Source organism: Prevotella conceptionensis 9403948 (genome assembly GCF_000312305.1).
Taxonomy (GTDB): Bacteria; Bacteroidota; Bacteroidia; order Bacteroidales; family Bacteroidaceae; genus Prevotella; species Prevotella conceptionensis.
Map to the genome: position 1 here is coordinate 150442 of NZ_HE999447.1, position 17438 is coordinate 167879.

A 17438-nucleotide genomic window follows, 5' to 3' on the forward strand; every position below is an offset into this window, starting at 1 on the left:
TTAACTCATAAACTCATCAACTCAAAAGTTGTCAACTTATCAACTTAAAAGTTCATCAACTCAAAAGCTCATCAACTTAAAAAATCATCAACTCAATAAACCATCAACTCAATAAACCATCAACTCAAAAAACCTTCAACCCACAAACCCTTCAACTCAAAAAGTTAAATTATTACCTTTTATTTTACAATATCGTACAAAATTTCGCTCCGTTCTAGCGAAAATATAGGCCATAAAGTAGGTAAATCGCCACTTTTTCTAGCCTTTTACGCCTTCCAGCATGTTCGTTTTTAAGAAAAAAGGCTGCATTTCGCACCATTTAGCCTTTCTAGTTTGGTTATTCACTCATAAATCTTCAAGCCTGATTACCCAAATTTAGCACCCAAAACCCCACTTTTTAATACCTATTTTGTCCTTTTGGGCAGGTTTTTACCGACCACAAAAGGTTTTGTTTATTCTATTACTGTGGATGTTTATGCATATCATCTCGCATTTTGCAGCATTTTGCACTGCATTTTGCACCATTTCACCTTGCGTTTAGCACCAAAACGCACTGCATTTAGCACCAAAACGCACTGCGTTTTGCGGCAAATTGCACTGCGTTTTGCGGCAAATTGCAGTACATTTTGCCGCAAATAGCCCCAAATGTGGTGCAAATGGCGGCCTTTTCAAATAAATATTCATTTCGCTGCATTCACACGCTAACCCCTTTTTGCATCAAAACAAACCTTCGCGAGAATCGATTTTTTGCGGCAAAGTGGGCAATTGGTGGATAAAAAGGGTACTCATAGTGTTAAAAATCTTGCTGAAAAGGTTACAATGATTAGCGTGTTAACGAGTGGACAGGTTGGCAAGAAGACAAGTGAACAAGTGAACGAGTTAATCGTTCTTTTGCCGTTCCTCTAAAAGTGCGTTTTCTCGCCATGACAATGTTCGAGTAAGCTCGACATAGTTCATTTGGCTTAACGAAAACGTTCATCTTTCATGTTCAGGCATAAATACGTCCATGTTGACATAAGAACATAAGAACCATGAAAAGTTCCTCTTTACTATTCCCTCTTAATATGCCACGGGAAAGATACCTTTAACTTGTAAAGAATATATTGAAAGAACTCCCGCCAAGTTTCCTTTTTGGGGCAAAGCCCTGTTTTGTCACAGACGAATGGGGCAGAATTTCAGATTTCATCATATATTTTTCCAACACTTCCTTACATGAACGGGGCGTTCATCTTGTTTTTGCAGACAAAGACACAAACTCCTCTCAATCTGCAGAAAGATTAAAGGGAAAGAGAATCTTATCTCCTCAATGCAAACAACGCTAAAGCCGTAACAAACTTTAACGAGAATTGTTAGATTTCCGCGCGTTGCGCGCAATATATAATAAAAAATATGTAATTTTGCACGACATGAACTTTTTAGAATCATTGAAACAACTCAAGGCGTTTGCTCGCCAAGACGGTGCCATTTTGGCATTGGTATGGATTGTGGCCTTTCTTTTCACCATGCGGCTACCCCAATCCATGACGGGAAATCTCCTAACCCTTTCCACACCATTCGTCGTGGCGTGGCGGTTGCGTGCGTTCCGTAACAACGCCCTTGATGGCGAAATCTCATATCGACGCGCGCTGGCCTACTCGTGGCACACCTTCGTTTATGCCTCGCTCATCTTCGCATTGGCTCAATACCTCTATATTCGTTTCTACGACCCTGAATCGCTCATCACCATGATGCGCGATTCGATACACTCATTTAGTGCAGCTTATCAGCAAATGGGTATGAACGAAACCCAAATGCAAGAGTCGGTTAAGCTACTTGGCACACTTCAACCCATCGAGTTGGTGTTCCTTTTCTTCACCCAAAACATCTTCATTGGGCTCTTCCTCAGTCTCATTATTGCCGCATTTGGAATGAAACATAGGAGATAACAAGCTTGGTTGACACTTGAAAGCAAACGGAATCAGCAATGAGAGCTGTCAAAACCATAACCATTGGCTAATTAAAGTTCCCAAAAGGTCAGACAAAACCCATCGCCGCCCCCTAATCAAGAATAAACGATTAAGAAATATAATAGATAATACAACACAAACAACAATGGACATTTCTGTAGTTATACCCTTGTTCAACGAAGACGAATCGCTGCCCGAACTCTACTCATGGATTGAGCGGGTGATGAACGACAACCATTTTAGTTTCGAAGTGATATTCGTCAACGACGGCTCTACCGACCGTTCGTGGGAGGTGATAGAAGAACTGAGCAAACAGTCCGAACACGTTCGGGGGATAAAGTTCAGGCGCAACTATGGTAAAAGTCCCGCTCTGTTTTGCGGTTTCAAGGAGGCCAACGGCAACGTGGTTATCACCATGGATGCCGACCTACAAGACTCGCCCGACGAAATACCCGAACTCTATCGCATGATTACGGAAGAGAAATACGACCTTGTTTCGGGTTACAAACAAAAGCGATACGACCCGCTTTCTAAAACAATTCCCACCAAACTGTTCAATGCCACGGCTAGAAAAATAAGTGGGATAAAGAATCTGCACGACTTCAACTGTGGACTGAAAGCCTATCGCAAGGCCGTGGTGAAGAACATCGAAGTGTACGGTGAAATGCACCGCTACATCCCCTACCTGGCCAAGAACGCAGGCTTTGGACGCATTGGCGAGAAAGTGGTACAGCATCAAGCCCGTAAATACGGTAGTTCTAAGTTCGGTCTGAACCGTTTCTTCAATGGTTATCTAGATCTCATCACACTTTGGTTTCTCAGCAATTTCGGCAAAAAGCCCATGCACGTGTTCGGTCTTTTAGGCTCGTTGATGTTCCTTTTGGGTTTCATTGCCACTTGTCTATTGGGTGCCGACAAGCTGTATTGCCTTGCCCAAGGCATTCCTCAACGCCTGATAACCGACTCGCCCTACTTCTACCTCTCGCTAACAACGATGATGATAGGCACGCAGCTTTTCCTTGCCGGTTTCTTGGGCGACCTTATCAGCCGCAATTCGCAAGGAAGAAACGATTACCAAATAGAGGAGGAGATAAGATGCGGAGACTGATTCCATTGCTCGTATTGGGCTCGGCCGTGCTGGCCGCATGCTCGTCGATAGACTGTCCGTACAACAATACGGTCTATTCACAATATGTACTGATGAAAGGTGGCGGCCTTAAACCAGACACCCTCACCGACACGCTAACCATTCTTACGGCACGGCGCGACGGACAAGACACCATTATATATAATAAAGGAGTTAAGACAACAAGTTTCAGCCTGCCAATGAGCTACACGCGCGATCAAGACGCGCTGTTCTTACAGTTGAAAGATACTCTTGGCAACGTCGTGCACGATACCATCAAGGTAAATAAAACAAACACACCGCATTTCGAATCGGTAGATTGCCCCATGTCTTATTTCCACACGATAACAGCTGTCAGTACGTCGCACCACGCCATCGATTCCATTATACTCGTCAATCCAAACGTAACATATGACACATCATCGCCACATTTCCGCATCTATTTCAAGAGTGGCCATTAGTGCCTTACTCGCCTTTGGCGCGTTGTCGGCCAGTGCGCAAGGATTGAAACCAAAAACCGAACGCCCCGATACAACTCGCTTTTTCCGTGGCCTTCAAGTCATGGCAGACGCAGTCGGCCCAATACAGCTGGCAGTAAGCGACTATGGACAATACGAGGCCGCCCTGCGCATAAACTTAAAAGACAAGTATTTTCCTGTGTTCGAGCTTGGCTACGGCACAGCCAATCACGAGGACGACCCCGTTACTCACGTAGTGTATAAAACCTCCGCACCATACGGCAAGGTGGGAATGGATTTCAACATCATGAAAAACAAGCACGACATTTACCGAGTTTATGTAGGGGCGAGATACGCTTTCACCTCATTTAAGTACGATGTGGCCAGCCCCGTGTTGACAGACCCCGTATGGAAAGACCCAGCCGAAATCGAGTTAAATAACATTCCAGCCTCATGCCATTGGGCAGAACTTGTGTTCGCAGTGGATGCCAAGATATGGGGACCACTACATTTAGGATGGTCGGTGCGTTACAGACGACGCTTAGCTCACAACGATGGCGAATCGGGAAATGTTTGGTATGTGCCAGGTTTTGGAAAAACGGGCAACTCTCGACTAGGTGGAACATTTAACATCATCATCAACTTGTAGATGTCTTTGTCCACCTTCAATATAATACAAAGCAAGAAAAGTATTCCCTTTCGGTCTTTTCAGGCCGTCGACAATAAGCACTAAACAAATAAGCAAATGACCACTCCCAATAGGAAACGACGCCTGCTTTGGCAAATACCCTTTCTGCTGTTCCTCATTATTGGAACAATCTACATCATCAAACAGCAGCAAGATGCACCCTATCAACACGACAAGGGTGCAATCTTCGGTACAACGTATAGTATCATTTACCAAAGCAACGAGAATCTGAACAAGGAAATTATGGCCGCGCTCAACGAGGTAGACCAATCGATGTCTACCTTTAATAAAGGGTCTGTCATCTCCAAAATAAACCGCAACGAACAGGTACAGCCCGACAAAATGTTCGTAGACGTATTCCAATTGGCCAACAAAATATCCATCGAAACCAATGGGGCATTCGATGTTACCGTTGCTCCTTTGGTTAACGCATGGGGGTTCGGCTTTAAAAATGGAGTCCACCCCACCCCACAAACCATTGACAGCCTGAAACAATTCATCGGCTATCAAAAGGTTGCTTACGTTAACGAGCGAATCAAAAAGCAAGACCCACGATTGATGCTCGATTTCAGTGCCATCGCCAAAGGTTATGGCAGCGATGTTGTTGCCAACTTACTAAAACGCAAAGGCATTGAGAACTTCATGGTAGAGATTGGCGGAGAAATCGTAACACGCGGCATTAGCGAAAAGCGCCTTCCATGGAAGGTGGGCGTAACCAAGCCCACTGACGATTCGTTAAATGTAAACCAAGAGTTGCAAACCATCTTGAACGTAACGGATAAGTCTATGGCCACAAGCGGAAATTACCGCAAGTTCTATTATAAGAATGGCAAGAAATACGCCCACACCATCGATCCGAACACAGGTTATCCTGTTCAGCACAACATTCTTTCGTCTACAGTACTAGCCAAGACCTGTGCAGAAGCCGATGCCTATGCCACGGCTTTCATGGTATTAGGGCTCGACAAGGCCAAGAAAGTATTGGAGCAGCATCCCGAACTCATGGCATATTTTATCTATTCAGACAAGAATGGGAAAAACGCCGTTTGGTTTTCGCCATCGCTAAAAGACAAAATTCAGAAGTAAGTCCTTTGTGCCCCCCGACGGCGACAATAGGGCTAATGTCAACAAGCAACAACAGATGCACCGCATTCCTCTATATGGCAAACTAATGGAATTGCCCATGTTTCAAGGCATGAGCAAAGATGATTTGGCCGCAGTACTTGGTCAAACCCGATTCGACTTTGCGCAAAAGAAAGCAGGGGCAACGATAGTTAGAGCAGGAAACGAATGCACGCACCTTTATTTTTTGCTTAACGGACGGATGGAAGTGAGCGCGCAAGCCCACGATAATGGCTACGTTTTCACAGAAGAGATAGGCGCGCCCTACATTCTCCAGCCCGAAAACCTCTTCGGTATTTCCCCCCGTTACACCCGAACATTCGTTGCCAAAGCTACATGTAGCCTGCTCTTGCTAAGCAAGTCTGAGGTATTAAGACTTACAGACGACTTCATTATCTTCAAGTTCAACCTACTCAACACCATCTCCACACAAGCCCAAAAAGCCGAAAGGCTACCTTGGCGACATTGCGCCCCCAACCTCGAACACCGCATCACCCGTTTCATCACGACGCATTGTATACATCCCGCAGGCAGTAAGCTTGTGCACATCAAGATGCAGAAACTTGCAAACGAGTTGAACGACAACCGTCTAAACGTCTCGCGAGCTCTCAATGGCATGCAAAAGCAGGGGCTAATTCAACTTAAACGCGGCTGTATTGTGATACCCATGCTCGAAAAACTTGTGGCCGAATGGGGTTAGCCTAGGCATGTTACCCAACATCTTCCATATCAAACACAGCCCTTCTTAACCTCCCTTCTCTTGCTATTCTGCCATTCTTACCACAAATATGCGGTAAAATGCGCGCCAAATCAAATAAAAAACCTTAACTTTGTAGCTTAAAGCTATTACATCAACATAAGAATGACAAGAACAAACAATTTGGTAAATACCATTATTAAAGGAATACAAGAGAAAAAAGGCAGCAATATCGTTGTAGCCGACTTAAAGGAAATAGAGGGTGCAATAACCAATTATTTCGTTATATGCCAAGGAAACTCGCCCACACAGGTAGAGGCCATAGCCGAATCTATCGGCGAAACCGTGCGTAAAGAACTCAAAGACAAGCCCACAAGTGCCGTTGGTCTAGGCCTAAACCAGTGGGTTGCAATGGACTTTGTGGACGTTATCGTACACGTTTTCATACCAGAGATGCGCTCTTTTTACGATCTTGAACACCTTTGGGCCGATGCCAAACTAACCCACCTCACTGACATCGACTAAAATTGGCATGGCATTTGATGGAACGTTCGTGTCACCAACAATTCAATTATGAGCAACAAACAACCATACAACAATAAGCAACCCAAGATGCCACGTTTCAACATGAACTGGATTTACGGGTTGATCATCATCGCGTTGGGGCTTTTCTTCTTCACGGGGAAAGGCGACATGATGGCTGGAAGTGTTAAGCAAGAGGCCACATACACCAAATTTAAGGAATATGTGAACAAAGGCTACGTCAACAACGTGGTGGTAAACAGCGAGCAACGTACGCTTAAAATGTACGTTAAGCCTGCCAACCTGCGCGACGTTTTCGGAAAAGACCCGAAACAACTAGGCGAAAAACCATACGTAAGTGTACAATATGGTTCGGCCGAGGAACTTGAAAAGTACCTCACTGAAATTCAACAGGCAGGTAAAATCAAAGACTTTGCTTTCGATAACGATAAAGGCGGACACTTCACCGACATCCTTATCCAGTTCGTTCCATTCATCGCCCTCATTGCCATTTGGATTTTCATCATGCGTAGAATGGGCAGTGGCGGAGCCGGAGGGGGTTCGGGCGTGTTCAGCGTAGGCAAAAGCAAGGCCAAGATGTACGAGAAAGGAAACGAAATCGGCATCACCTTTAAAGACGTTGCCGGCCAAGAAGGAGCCAAGCAAGAGGTTCAAGAAATTGTTGAATTCCTTAAAAGTCCACAGAAATATACCGACCTCGGTGGTAAAATCCCCAAGGGCGCATTGCTCGTTGGTCCTCCGGGTACGGGTAAAACGCTTTTGGCCAAAGCCGTTGCAGGCGAAGCGGGCGTGCCTTTCTTCTCCATGAGCGGCTCCGACTTTGTCGAAATGTTCGTGGGTGTAGGTGCAAGTCGTGTTCGCGACCTTTTCCACCAAGCCAAAGAAAAATCACCCTGTATTATTTTCATCGATGAAATTGATGCAGTGGGCCGTGCTAGGAGCAAAAATCCCTCGATGGGCGGAAACGATGAGCGCGAAAATACTCTCAACGCACTGCTTACCGAGATGGACGGATTTGGCACAAACAGTGGTGTTATCATTCTTGCAGCCACCAACCGTGCCGACATGCTCGACAGCGCACTACTTAGAGCAGGGCGTTTCGACCGACAAATAAACGTAGACCTGCCCGACCTGCCTGAGCGTAAGCAAATCTTTCAAGTACACCTTCGCCCCGTAAAGGTCGACTCCACCGTAGACCTCGATTTCCTCTCGCGGCAAACTCCGGGCTTTTCAGGAGCCGACATCGCCAACGTCTGCAACGAAGCTGCTCTTATTGCAGCTCGCCATAATAGTAAATCGGTAGGCAAACAAGACTTTCTCGACGCCGTAGACCGTATTATCGGTGGATTGGAGAAGAAAACAAAGATAATGACTGCCGCCGAAAAGCGCACCATTGCCTTGCACGAGGCAGGCCACGCCACTGTGTCTTGGTTCTGCCAACATGCCGACCCTTTGGTAAAGGTTTCTATCGTACCGCGTGGCCGAGCGTTGGGTGCAGCATGGTATCTACCCGAAGAACGCCAAATCACCACCAAAGAGCAAATGCTCGACGAAATGTGTGCACTGATGGGCGGACGTGCTGCCGAAGAATTGTTCACTGGCCATATCTCTACCGGTGCAATGAACGACTTAGAGAGAGCCACAAAGAGTGCATACGGCATGGTGGCATACGCTGGTATGAGCGATAAGTTGCCCAACATTAGTTTCTACAACAACCAGGAATACCAATTCCAAAAGCCATATTCTGAAACAACGGCGAAAGTTATCGACGACGAAGTGATGAAGATGGTAAACGAGCAGTACGACCGTGCGAAGAAAATACTTCAAGAAAACAGCTACGGTCACAACAAGTTGGCCGACCTGCTCATCTCTCGCGAAGTTATTTTCGCCGAAGACGTAGAAGAGATTTTCGGTAAACGACCTTGGGTTAGCCGCTCCGAAGAAATCATTGAAGACAATACACCGAAGTTGGAAGACATGCCCGACGAGGTGAAAGCGGCCGAGGAAGAACACCGCAGGTCGCGTGGACTTTAACCCATAACATGCTGTCGCCATCCGCCTATCTTACTTACAAGGCAGGCAGATGGCGATACGCTGTTACCACTTTCCACATTACGCCAACACGCAAAAACACGTTCAACCGCCCACACAAAATGCCGAGGATGCCACAACGCACCTCCATCAGTTACCATTATATAACGACGAAAAAAGAGAAGACAATGACTCCTAAAATTAAGAATTTGATTGCACGAACCATAACAGGTGTTCTTTTTGTAGCCATCATGGTTACTTGTTTCTTGCGCCCATTGAGCATGGTGTTTGTTTTTGCACTCATAACGTCGCTCAGCCTTTGGGAATACGCAGGGTTAGTTAACGAGAACAAGGGCACTAGCGTTAACCGATTCATATCAACCGTTGCCGGCACATACCTTTTCTTGGCCGTTGCAGGCGTCAACAGCGGGTTCATTGCCACCAATGCCGTGTTCGTTCCTTATCTCCTAACCATCGTTTATCTTTTCGTCAGCGAACTTTACACCAAAGCTAACGACCCCATCAACAATTGGGCATACACCATGTTGGGGCAGATGTACATCGCCCTACCCCTCTCAATGATAAACGTGTTGGCGTTCAGGCAAGCCGACAACCAAATTTACTTTTACCATCTCCTTCCCCTTAGTGTGTTTATCTTCCTTTGGACCAACGACACTGGTGCCTATTGTTCTGGTTCGCTCTTCGGCAAACACAAGCTTTTCCCACGCATTTCGCCTGCCAAGAGTTGGGAAGGCAGCATCGGCGGAGGCATTCTCGTGCTCCTAGTAGCCGGTCTTATCGGCTATTTGGAAACACAATCCACAGCTCCCACAAACCTCACCATCCCCCAATGGTTAGGCTTAGGACTTGTAGTGGTGGTGTTCGGCACGTGGGGCGACCTTGTTGAGTCGCTCTTCAAACGCACACTCGGCATCAAAGACAGCGGCAACATCCTGCCTGGCCATGGTGGAATGCTCGACCGTTTCGATTCCTCATTCATAGCCATACCCGCCTCTGTGGTATATCTCTATTCATTAACACTATTTCAATAACATCGTAGAGAACGTCTCAGCATTGTGCGTTCTCTCACATACATAATATGATAGACAGTTCAGCTTTTCAGGGTAAAACGGCTGCTTACTACACATTAGGTTGCAAATTAAACTTTTCGGAAACCTCCACTTTTGGGCAAATGCTCCAAGACATGGGCGTTACAACCGCCAACGAAGGCGAGCCTGCCGACATTTGCCTCATCAATACCTGCTCGGTTACCGAAGTGGCCGACCACAAATGTAGGCAGATTATCCACCGCATGGTGCGCGAAAACCCAGGAGCCTTTGTGGTTGTAACGGGATGTTACGCCCAACTTGAATCCGAAAAGGTTAGTGCCATCGAAGGTGTAGACCTCGTTTTAGGCAGCAACGAAAAGGCCAACCTCATACAATATCTTAACGATGCTTGGGCCGACGGGCAACACGGAAAGGCTTTACACCGTCATTTCTCGGTGAACACCAAAGACATCAAGACCTTTGCCCCCAGTTGCAGCCGTGGCAACCGAACGCGTTATTTCCTTAAAGTGCAAGACGGGTGCGACTATTTCTGCACCTATTGCACCATTCCCTTCGCACGAGGTTTTTCCCGAAACCCCTCCATAGCATCGCTTGTTCAGCAAGCACGCGATGCCGCCAACGACGGTGGAAAGGAAATTGTGCTAACAGGCGTAAACATTGGCGAGTTCAAGGGCGGAGGAAACGAACGCTTTATCGACCTTGTCAAGGCTCTCGACCAAGTTGAAGGCATACAGCGTTTCCGCATCAGCAGCATTGAACCCAACTTGCTTACCGACGAGCTTATCGACTATTGCGCATCCAGCAGAGCCTTCATGCCCCACTTCCACATACCCTTACAAAGTGGCAGCGACGAGGTTTTAAAACTGATGCAACGCCGATACGACACTGCCCTTTTTGCCCACAAGGTACAACTCATCAAGCAACGAATACCCAATGCCTTTATAGGTGTAGACGTCATGGTAGGCTCTCGTGGCGAAGAACCAGCCTATTTCGAAGAATGCTACGACTTCCTAAAATCGTTAGACATCAGCCAGTTGCATGTTTTCCCTTACAGCGAACGTCCAGGAACGGCTGCCCTTCGCATTCCCTACGTAGTTAACGATGCCGAGAAACGCCGCCGCAGCAAACTGCTTTTAGAACTCTCCGACGAGAAATTGGAAACCTTTTATGCCTCGCAGATTGGCTCACAAAGCCTAGTTCTCTTTGAGAAGGCGGCCAAAGGCAAGGCTATGCACGGCTTTACCCCCAATTATGTGCGCGTTGAATTGCCAGCCTCGCTAGCCAAAGACGAATTTGACAACCAACTGTTACCCGTTAGGTTAACCCAATTCAACCATAACAAGAGTGCCATAAAGGTAGAACTTATATAACATCTTCAACATAAAATTGAGTCATGCACAAGGTAGCAATCGTTATTCTGAACTGGAATGGGCAGTCAATGCTTGCCCAATATCTGCCTTCCGTTATGCGCCATTCGCGTAACGATGCAGCGGTTTATGTTGCCGACAACGCCTCTACCGACAACTCATTAGCCTATCTCGCCCAACATTTTCCCCATTGTCAAACCATCGCCTTGGAAAAGAATTGGGGATTTGCCGAAGGCTACAACAAAGCTTTGGCACAAATAGATGCCGAATACTACGTGTTGCTCAATTCTGATGTTGAAGTTACCCACCAATGGCTTACGCCGCTCATCGAAGAGATGGACGCCCACCCCGACATAGCAGCCTGCCAACCCAAACTTTTGGCCATGCACGACAGGGAATCGTTTGAATATGCCGGTGCGTCGGGCGGTTTCATCGACAGCTTGGGCTATCCCTATTGCCGCGGTAGAATATTCGAACACGTTAGAAAAAGACGAAGGACAATACGACTATCGCCAAGAAATACATTGGGCCACAGGAGCCTGTCTCATGGTGCGAGCCAAAGACTATTGGGCCGTAGGCGGCCTTGACGCGCGTTTCTTTGCCCACAACGAAGAGATTGACCTCTGCTGGCGACTAAGACTCAGAGGAAAAAGGATATTCTGCATACCCGAAAGCACGGTTTACCACGTAGGTGGCGGCACGCTCCCCAAGGTAAACCCAATGAAAACCTACCTCAACTTTCGCAACAATCTAACCATGCTTTACAAGAACCTTGCCCCTTCACAGATGCGCAAGGTTATGGTTTGGCGACTATTCTTAGACTATGTTGCGGCCTTCCAGACTCTCGTTTTCAACAGAAACTGGGGTGACTTCAAGGCCATTATCAAGGCGCGCCGCGACTTCAACAAATGGAAACACAGCTTTGACACCGCCAGAAAAGAAATACAAAGCACCAAAACTATACACACCGAAAACCCCAATAGCCCTTTCTCCATCCTGTGGAAGTATTATGTAATGGGCAAGCACACTTTCCATGCACTACCACAAAAGTAAGCAAAGGTCTTCCCCCGCAACAGCTGCAAGGGCGTGGAAAACACCCCATACTTGCTATTATCCCCCTGTTCCACAACACCTTTCCCACAACATTTGCAATAGTATGGCCAGCAACCCATACTTGCCTTTGCATTCCATTCTCCCCTACCCTCCCACAACCAATCCTGGTCAGCAATCAGCCAAATCAAGTACACACAATTCTACATTAGGCCGGCACTTGGTTAAACCGCTTGCAGCCTTTACTCTGTTCGGTAACTCCTTTCGCCAACTGCCGCACAACAAAAACTTTCTGCTGTGGGTAAATCCAAACCTGCTGTTTCTTCCATCTGATAACGACTTGCGGATACCCACTTCACCTCATTGAAGACACATGAAAACCAGACGAAGGCCACATCCTAAACCTCACAAAGATAAGGACGATTTTGTTATTCTAGCATCAAACTTGTCATGGGTGGCTTAATGTTTCTATAACTTAAGAAGAGTTAGTTGTCTTTGTGATGTCAACACAAAAATAAACACTACTCTCGTATACGAAATGCAGAACTAATCAACCCCTCTGACCTATATACTCACGAAAGCCTAACTACTCTCGAATACTTCAACTCAGCAACTCACAAACTCATCAACTTGCAAACCTATCAACTCAAAGAAACATCAATTCAAGAAATCATCAACTCATCTGCTAATAAATTCATCAACTCAAAAACTCAGCAACTCAACAACTTAAAAACGCTGAAAATCGGCAACTTAAAAACTCAGAAACTCAAAAACCCAGAAACTTATTACCTTAAAACTCAAAAATCATAAGCAGCTCATCTTAAAAGCTCCAAAACACACAAGCTTATCAACTCACCAACACAAAGTTTAAAATATTTCTTTTATTTTACAACATCGCTCTATTTTTCATTCCATTCTAGCGCAAAATTAGGCTATAAAGTAGGCAAATATCCACTTTTTGTAACCTTCCACACCTCTTATTTTGTCTATCTGTGAGAACAAAACCTGCATTTTGCACCATTTAGCCTTTCTAATTTGGATGCCAGCTCGTAATTTTCCAAGCCCAATTACCCACTTTTTAACCACTAAACCCCACTTTTTAGCAACCATTTTGCCCTTTTTAGCCATGTTTTTGATGGGTTTAAAAGGTTTTGTTTATACCATTGCCGTGTATATTTATGCTTTTCGTCTCGCATTTAGCACCATTTTACCTTGCGTTTAGCAGCAAAACACCTTGCATTTTGCACCAAAACGCACTGCATTTTGCATCAAAACGCACTGCATTTAGCGGCATATTGCACTGTGTTTAGCACCAAAATGCAACGTATTTAGCAGCAAATGGCAAAACAAATGGTACAAATGACGGTTATTGTAAATAAAAATTCATTTTGTTGCATTCACAGGCTAACTCCTATTTACATCGAAACAAACCCTCGCGAGAATCGATTTTTTGCGGCGAGGTTGGAGATTGGTTGGCAAAAAGGGCACTAATAATGTTAAAATTCTTACCGAAAATTATACAAAAAAGATATATCGCATACAGCACGCAGAGGAAAATGGCACGGAAAACACATACGCGTGCTGCCGCCAACGCGTGCGGTTGCAGGGATACTGCTCTTGGCCAACGGAGGCTGCATCGAGGAAAAGCAGAAGTTATTTGCCATTGACTACCAGTTTTCCAACTTGTAGAGAAATGTATGGAATGACTTCTGCAAGGTCACATTTTGAGTCCCAACCACGTTTTGTCACAAACAAATGAGGCAGAATTTCAGATTTTATCGTATCTTTGCCCAGTAATACATGAGCGGGGCGTTTATCTTGGCTTAACTGCACAAAGACAATGAACTCCTCTCAATTTATAGAAACATTAAAAGTCAGGGCGTCTCCAATATGGAGACCAGCCCCACGCCGCTAATAGTAAAATCTCTTTCAAGAATCATTCGCCGAACATTTTTGTTAAGACACAACCTTGTATTGGTGAGCCTATAATGAACCAGGGAATAAGAGCATTAAATTAACAATCATACGGATAGCTAAATTGTATTAATTATGAACAGAAACATTCTTTTAGTTGGCCTGCTTTTTGCATTTGTGCCAACAAGTATCTTTGCTCAAAAGCAGCGTTCGCAAGCATTCAGAGATAAGTACACTCTTAAAGAGGCTGTTATCCTTAGTAGGCACAACATACGTGCACCACTTTCTACAAAGGGAAGTTTGTTGGAACAAGTTACTACGCATCCTTGGTTCAAATGGACAGCAGGAGCCAGCGAACTAACAACTCGTGGGGGCGCATTGGAAAATCAGTTCGGCCTCTATTTCCGCAAATGGTCAGTAGATGCTGGTCTTTTCAAAGAGAACGCCACACCATCCCGCAACGAGGTAATCGTTTACGCCAACAGTATGCAGCGTTGTATTGCAACAGCCAATTATTTTACAACGGCACTCTTCCCTGTGGCCGACGTTCCTGTAAACCATCGTTTCGTACCAAGCAAGATGGACCCCATCTTCTTCCCACAACTTACCAAGTCGAGCAAGTCGTTCAGGGCACAAGCCATGAAAGAGATTGCCGCCATGGGTGGAAAGAAAGGTATCTTAGGTATTAATGAAGGTTTGAAGGAAAGCTACGAAATTACAGCCAAGGTTCTCGACTTGAAGGATTCGCCTGCATGCAAGGAAAAGAATTTGTGCGCTTTCGACAACTACAACACTCAGCTTATTCTCGACAAAGGTGATGAACCACGCATGAAAGGTTCTTTGAAAGATGCCACTACCTGCTCGGATGCGCTTATCCTGCAATTCTATGAAGAACCAGATGCCAAGAAAGCTGCCTTCGGACACGACATTACCCTCGACGATTGGACAAAGATTTCTAAGATTAAAGACGTTTACGGCGACGTGCTCTTCACAGCACCCGTAGTCGCTGTCAATGTGGCCCATCCACTTCTCGTCTACATGCGCGACGAACTAATGGATAAAGACCGCAAGCTGGCTTTCCTCTGTGGTCACGACTCTAACATTGCATCAGTAACTGCCGCTTTGGAAGTTGAACCATACGACCTACCCAATTCGATTGAGAAGAAAACGCCCATTGGCTGCAAGCTTGTTGTCGAAAAGTTTGAAGGAAAAGACGGAAAAATGTATTGCGACATCAACCTTACCTACCAGTCGACCGAACAGTTACGGCACATTGCGATGCTTAGTCTCGACAATCCCCCACAGATTTTCTCGCTTTCATTGAAAGGATTGCAGAAAAATGCAGACGGACTGTATCTGCTTAAAGATGTAGAGGGAAGATTTATGAAGGCCATTCGTGCCTACGACAAGATTGAGGACGAGCTTTAAAAGGCTCCTTAGATTTAAGAAACATGAACAAGAAACTATTGCTTGCATTTGCTGCCAGCCTTTACATGGGGGCCGCAAGTGCACAAGAAAAGCTAGAAATTAAGGTTACGGGGCGCGCCCTCTTTGATGCAGCAACTTACACCCAAAACGCCCAAGCAAAGAGCGAAGACGGCAAGATGAACGAGGGTGTTGGCATTAGGGACATGCGCGTTGGCTTAAAAGCCACCTACGGCAAGTGGTATTTCCGTGGAGATGTTTCATACTCCAACAATAAAGTGTCCTTGAAAGATGTGTACTTACAATACAGTTTCAACGAGAACAACTTCTTGCGTGCCGGTCACTACACCGCACCATTCGGACTTTCGTCGGCTTATAGCTCGGCCAAGAAAGAGTATATGGACGAGCCTGAAGGCAACATCTACCAGCCGGGACGTCGCATTGGTGTGATGCACACCATTGCCAACCACAACCTGTGGCTACAATATGGTGCATTTGCCGACAACTCGGCCCTAACAACCAGCACAGATAAGTCTGGTCCGCAGGGCTACACGGTTTCTGGAAGGTTTGTCTATCGCCCCATCATGACCGATGCAGGCGGTTTCCATGTTGGTTTCAGTGGCATGCACGTTAAGGCAGAGGCCGTAAAGGAAGGCGAACATGCCCACATAAAATACGACAAGAAGTACCTAACAGCAGTAGACAAGCGTACTGCCACGGCTATTGACATTACTGATGCACGCTGGGAAAACAAGTTCACAGCCGAGTTTCAAGGCATTTGGCACAACTACCAACTTAGCAGCCAATACTATTGGTCGCATATCAACCGCGACGAAAACAAAAGCTACAATACAGATGGTTTCTACGTTTCAGCACGTGGCATCATCATCAACCCGGCAGACTACAAGTATAACTATGCGTGCTCTGGAGTTGACAATCCTGCCGACAAGAACCTTGAATTGATGTTAGGCTTTGGGTATCTGAACTTGAAGGATGCAAAAGCATTGGCCGATGCTCCAATAGCTGGCATGGCCAAGGCTGGTCGCATGTCCGACCTTAGTGCTGGTCTTTCTTTCTTCTGGAACAAATATGTCACCTTGCGCCTGAACTATCACTACATACATTCGCACACATGGAATCAACCCACTGCTAAGGTTGTGAATGTAGTACAGATGCGTGTTCAGTATATGTTCTAATTACATAGTTTTAAGATCAGAAACATACAAAGTACGGTTCTCGTACAACTAAGCTAGATTACGCCAGCTACCGCATAATGGCAGCTGGCGTATCGTTTTTTCATCAGCAGGCCTATACAAATACAAAGGTTTAAATTCCATCGACAAACAATACATCGCGCATAGAAAACGACAAAATAATAAGAGAGGTTACACAGCTTGTGTACCTCTCTTATTATTATCCGCTCTACTTACAGAATTAATCCATATAGAATTGAACAGGGATATTGGCCGTCAAAGGCGAATGAGATTTCTTAACGGGAGCGTTTGTACAAACCTGCGGAATAATGCCATTGGTAGGCAAGAAACCGTTTGGCAGATCCTTACGGTAAAGTACATCTTTGCGATAATGAGCCTCCGCTCCTTCGGCAATGCTCATACCAAGCATTCCACTTCGCCAGTCCCCATCGTTGTCCACCTCGTTCATCACATCCACAAGTTCAGCACAATCAGATGGGATAGCAACTTTTCCCGCTTGCATATCTTGCAACTGTTTAATCACGCGTTGCATCCACGCTTCGTTGCATTGATGCGCTTTGTCTACGGCAACGATGGTAATCGCATGGTAAGCCTCCTCTCCTTTGTGGCCAGGTTTGTACAGTTCTGATTGTGCCGCTACAACTCCACGATACACAATTGGCCCCTCACAATACTTTCTTCTCCACTTGTCTTTGCCAAACCAAGGTGCCTTTCCGGCAACAGCCTTGAAAAATTCGCTATCGACACTGCGGGGTGTCTTCATATAAGGTTCAAGCTTGGAGAGATT

General features: G+C 45.8%; 14 protein-coding genes and 1 pseudogene. 13 read left to right on the forward strand and 2 right to left on the reverse strand.

Annotated features, from left to right (window positions below; all coding sequences use genetic code 11):
- Positions 1 to 1424 precede the first annotated feature (1424 nt).
- The 11 genes and pseudogenes from BN93_RS08490 (at position 1425) to BN93_RS08540 (ending at position 12101) form a co-directional block, all read left to right on the forward strand.
- Positions 1425 to 1925 carry a DUF4199 domain-containing protein gene (locus BN93_RS08490; RefSeq protein ID WP_232211148.1) on the forward strand — a complete coding sequence of 167 codons (501 nt, stop codon included), beginning with the start codon at positions 1425 to 1427 and terminating at the stop codon, positions 1923 to 1925.
- A gap of 166 nt (positions 1926 to 2091) precedes the next feature.
- Positions 2092 to 3054, forward strand: a complete 963-nt coding sequence (locus BN93_RS08495) for a glycosyltransferase family 2 protein (protein WP_019187918.1) — start codon at positions 2092 to 2094, stop codon at positions 3052 to 3054.
- Positions 3042 to 3533 (forward strand): DUF6452 family protein, encoded by a 492-nt coding sequence (locus BN93_RS08500; RefSeq protein ID WP_044260225.1) that lies wholly within the window; start codon positions 3042 to 3044, stop codon positions 3531 to 3533. Before BN93_RS08495 ends, BN93_RS08500 begins: the two co-directional genes overlap by 13 nt.
- Positions 3484 to 4179 carry a DUF6048 family protein gene (locus tag BN93_RS08505; protein ID WP_044260227.1) on the forward strand — a complete coding sequence of 232 codons (696 nt, stop codon included), beginning with the start codon at positions 3484 to 3486 and terminating at the stop codon, positions 4177 to 4179. The genes BN93_RS08500 and BN93_RS08505 overlap by 50 nt, the downstream gene beginning before the upstream one ends.
- A gap of 96 nt (positions 4180 to 4275) precedes the next feature.
- On the forward strand, positions 4276 to 5304 hold the full coding sequence (locus BN93_RS08510; protein ID WP_019187921.1) for an FAD:protein FMN transferase: 1029 nt from the start codon (positions 4276 to 4278) through the stop codon (positions 5302 to 5304).
- A gap of 7 nt (positions 5305 to 5311) precedes the next feature.
- Positions 5312 to 6040, forward strand: a complete 729-nt coding sequence (locus tag BN93_RS08515; RefSeq protein WP_019187922.1) for a Crp/Fnr family transcriptional regulator — start codon at positions 5312 to 5314, stop codon at positions 6038 to 6040.
- Between the two features lie 162 nt (positions 6041 to 6202).
- Entirely contained in the window at positions 6203 to 6562 is a 360-nt protein-coding gene (gene rsfS / locus BN93_RS08520) for a ribosome silencing factor (RefSeq protein WP_009229497.1), read from the forward strand.
- Between the two features lie 48 nt (positions 6563 to 6610).
- Positions 6611 to 8614: an ATP-dependent zinc metalloprotease FtsH gene (gene ftsH / locus BN93_RS08525; protein WP_019187923.1), complete on the forward strand. Its 2004-nt coding sequence runs from the start codon at positions 6611 to 6613 to the stop codon at positions 8612 to 8614.
- A 185-nt stretch (positions 8615 to 8799) separates the two neighbouring features.
- Positions 8800 to 9663: a phosphatidate cytidylyltransferase gene (locus tag BN93_RS08530; protein ID WP_044260286.1), complete on the forward strand. Its 864-nt coding sequence runs from the start codon at positions 8800 to 8802 to the stop codon at positions 9661 to 9663.
- Positions 9664 to 9710: 47 nt separating this feature from the next.
- Positions 9711 to 11051 (forward strand): tRNA (N(6)-L-threonylcarbamoyladenosine(37)-C(2))-methylthiotransferase MtaB, encoded by a 1341-nt coding sequence (gene mtaB / locus BN93_RS08535; protein ID WP_019187925.1) that lies wholly within the window; start codon positions 9711 to 9713, stop codon positions 11049 to 11051.
- 23 nt (positions 11052 to 11074) lie between these two features.
- Positions 11075 to 12101 (forward strand): annotated as a pseudogene (locus tag BN93_RS08540) (glycosyltransferase family 2 protein).
- 924 nt (positions 12102 to 13025) lie between these two features.
- Here BN93_RS08540 and BN93_RS08545 read toward each other — a convergent pair.
- Positions 13026 to 13226 (reverse strand): hypothetical protein, encoded by a 201-nt coding sequence (locus BN93_RS08545; RefSeq protein WP_019187927.1) that lies wholly within the window; start codon positions 13224 to 13226, stop codon positions 13026 to 13028.
- A gap of 921 nt (positions 13227 to 14147) precedes the next feature.
- On the opposite strand from BN93_RS08545, the gene BN93_RS08550 reads away from it, so the two are divergent.
- Positions 14148 to 15440: a histidine-type phosphatase gene (locus BN93_RS08550; RefSeq protein ID WP_019187929.1), complete on the forward strand. Its 1293-nt coding sequence runs from the start codon at positions 14148 to 14150 to the stop codon at positions 15438 to 15440.
- A 23-nt stretch (positions 15441 to 15463) separates the two neighbouring features.
- A complete protein-coding gene (locus BN93_RS08555; RefSeq protein WP_019187930.1) occupies positions 15464 to 16633 on the forward strand; it encodes a porin in 1170 nt (389 codons plus the stop codon).
- 238 nt (positions 16634 to 16871) lie between these two features.
- Here BN93_RS08555 and BN93_RS08560 read toward each other — a convergent pair whose 3' ends face one another.
- Positions 16872 to 17414: a hypothetical protein gene (locus tag BN93_RS08560; protein ID WP_019187931.1), complete on the reverse strand. Its 543-nt coding sequence runs from the start codon at positions 17412 to 17414 to the stop codon at positions 16872 to 16874.
- Positions 17415 to 17438: the final 24 nt, after the last annotated feature.

Excerpts from the sequence above, each read along its gene's own strand:
- BN93_RS08495 (WP_019187918.1), top strand. The coding sequence starts at position 2,092 with ATGGACATTTCTGTAGTTATACCCTTGTTCAACGAAGACGAATCGCTG.
- ftsH (WP_019187923.1), top strand. The coding sequence starts at position 6,611 with ATGAGCAACAAACAACCATACAACAATAAGCAACCCAAGATGCCACGT.
- BN93_RS08505 (WP_044260227.1), top strand. The coding sequence starts at position 3,484 with ATGACACATCATCGCCACATTTCCGCATCTATTTCAAGAGTGGCCATT.
- BN93_RS08560 (WP_019187931.1), bottom strand. The coding sequence starts at position 17,414 with ATGAAGACACCCCGCAGTGTCGATAGCGAATTTTTCAAGGCTGTTGCC.
- BN93_RS08545 (WP_019187927.1), bottom strand. The coding sequence starts at position 13,226 with ATGGCTAAAAAGGGCAAAATGGTTGCTAAAAAGTGGGGTTTAGTGGTT.
- BN93_RS08530 (WP_044260286.1), top strand. The coding sequence starts at position 8,800 with ATGACTCCTAAAATTAAGAATTTGATTGCACGAACCATAACAGGTGTT.
- mtaB (WP_019187925.1), top strand. The coding sequence starts at position 9,711 with ATGATAGACAGTTCAGCTTTTCAGGGTAAAACGGCTGCTTACTACACA.
- rsfS (WP_009229497.1), top strand. The coding sequence starts at position 6,203 with ATGACAAGAACAAACAATTTGGTAAATACCATTATTAAAGGAATACAA.
- BN93_RS08500 (WP_044260225.1), top strand. The coding sequence starts at position 3,042 with ATGCGGAGACTGATTCCATTGCTCGTATTGGGCTCGGCCGTGCTGGCC.
- BN93_RS08510 (WP_019187921.1), top strand. The coding sequence starts at position 4,276 with ATGACCACTCCCAATAGGAAACGACGCCTGCTTTGGCAAATACCCTTT.
- BN93_RS08550 (WP_019187929.1), top strand. The coding sequence starts at position 14,148 with ATGAACAGAAACATTCTTTTAGTTGGCCTGCTTTTTGCATTTGTGCCA.
- BN93_RS08555 (WP_019187930.1), top strand. The coding sequence starts at position 15,464 with ATGAACAAGAAACTATTGCTTGCATTTGCTGCCAGCCTTTACATGGGG.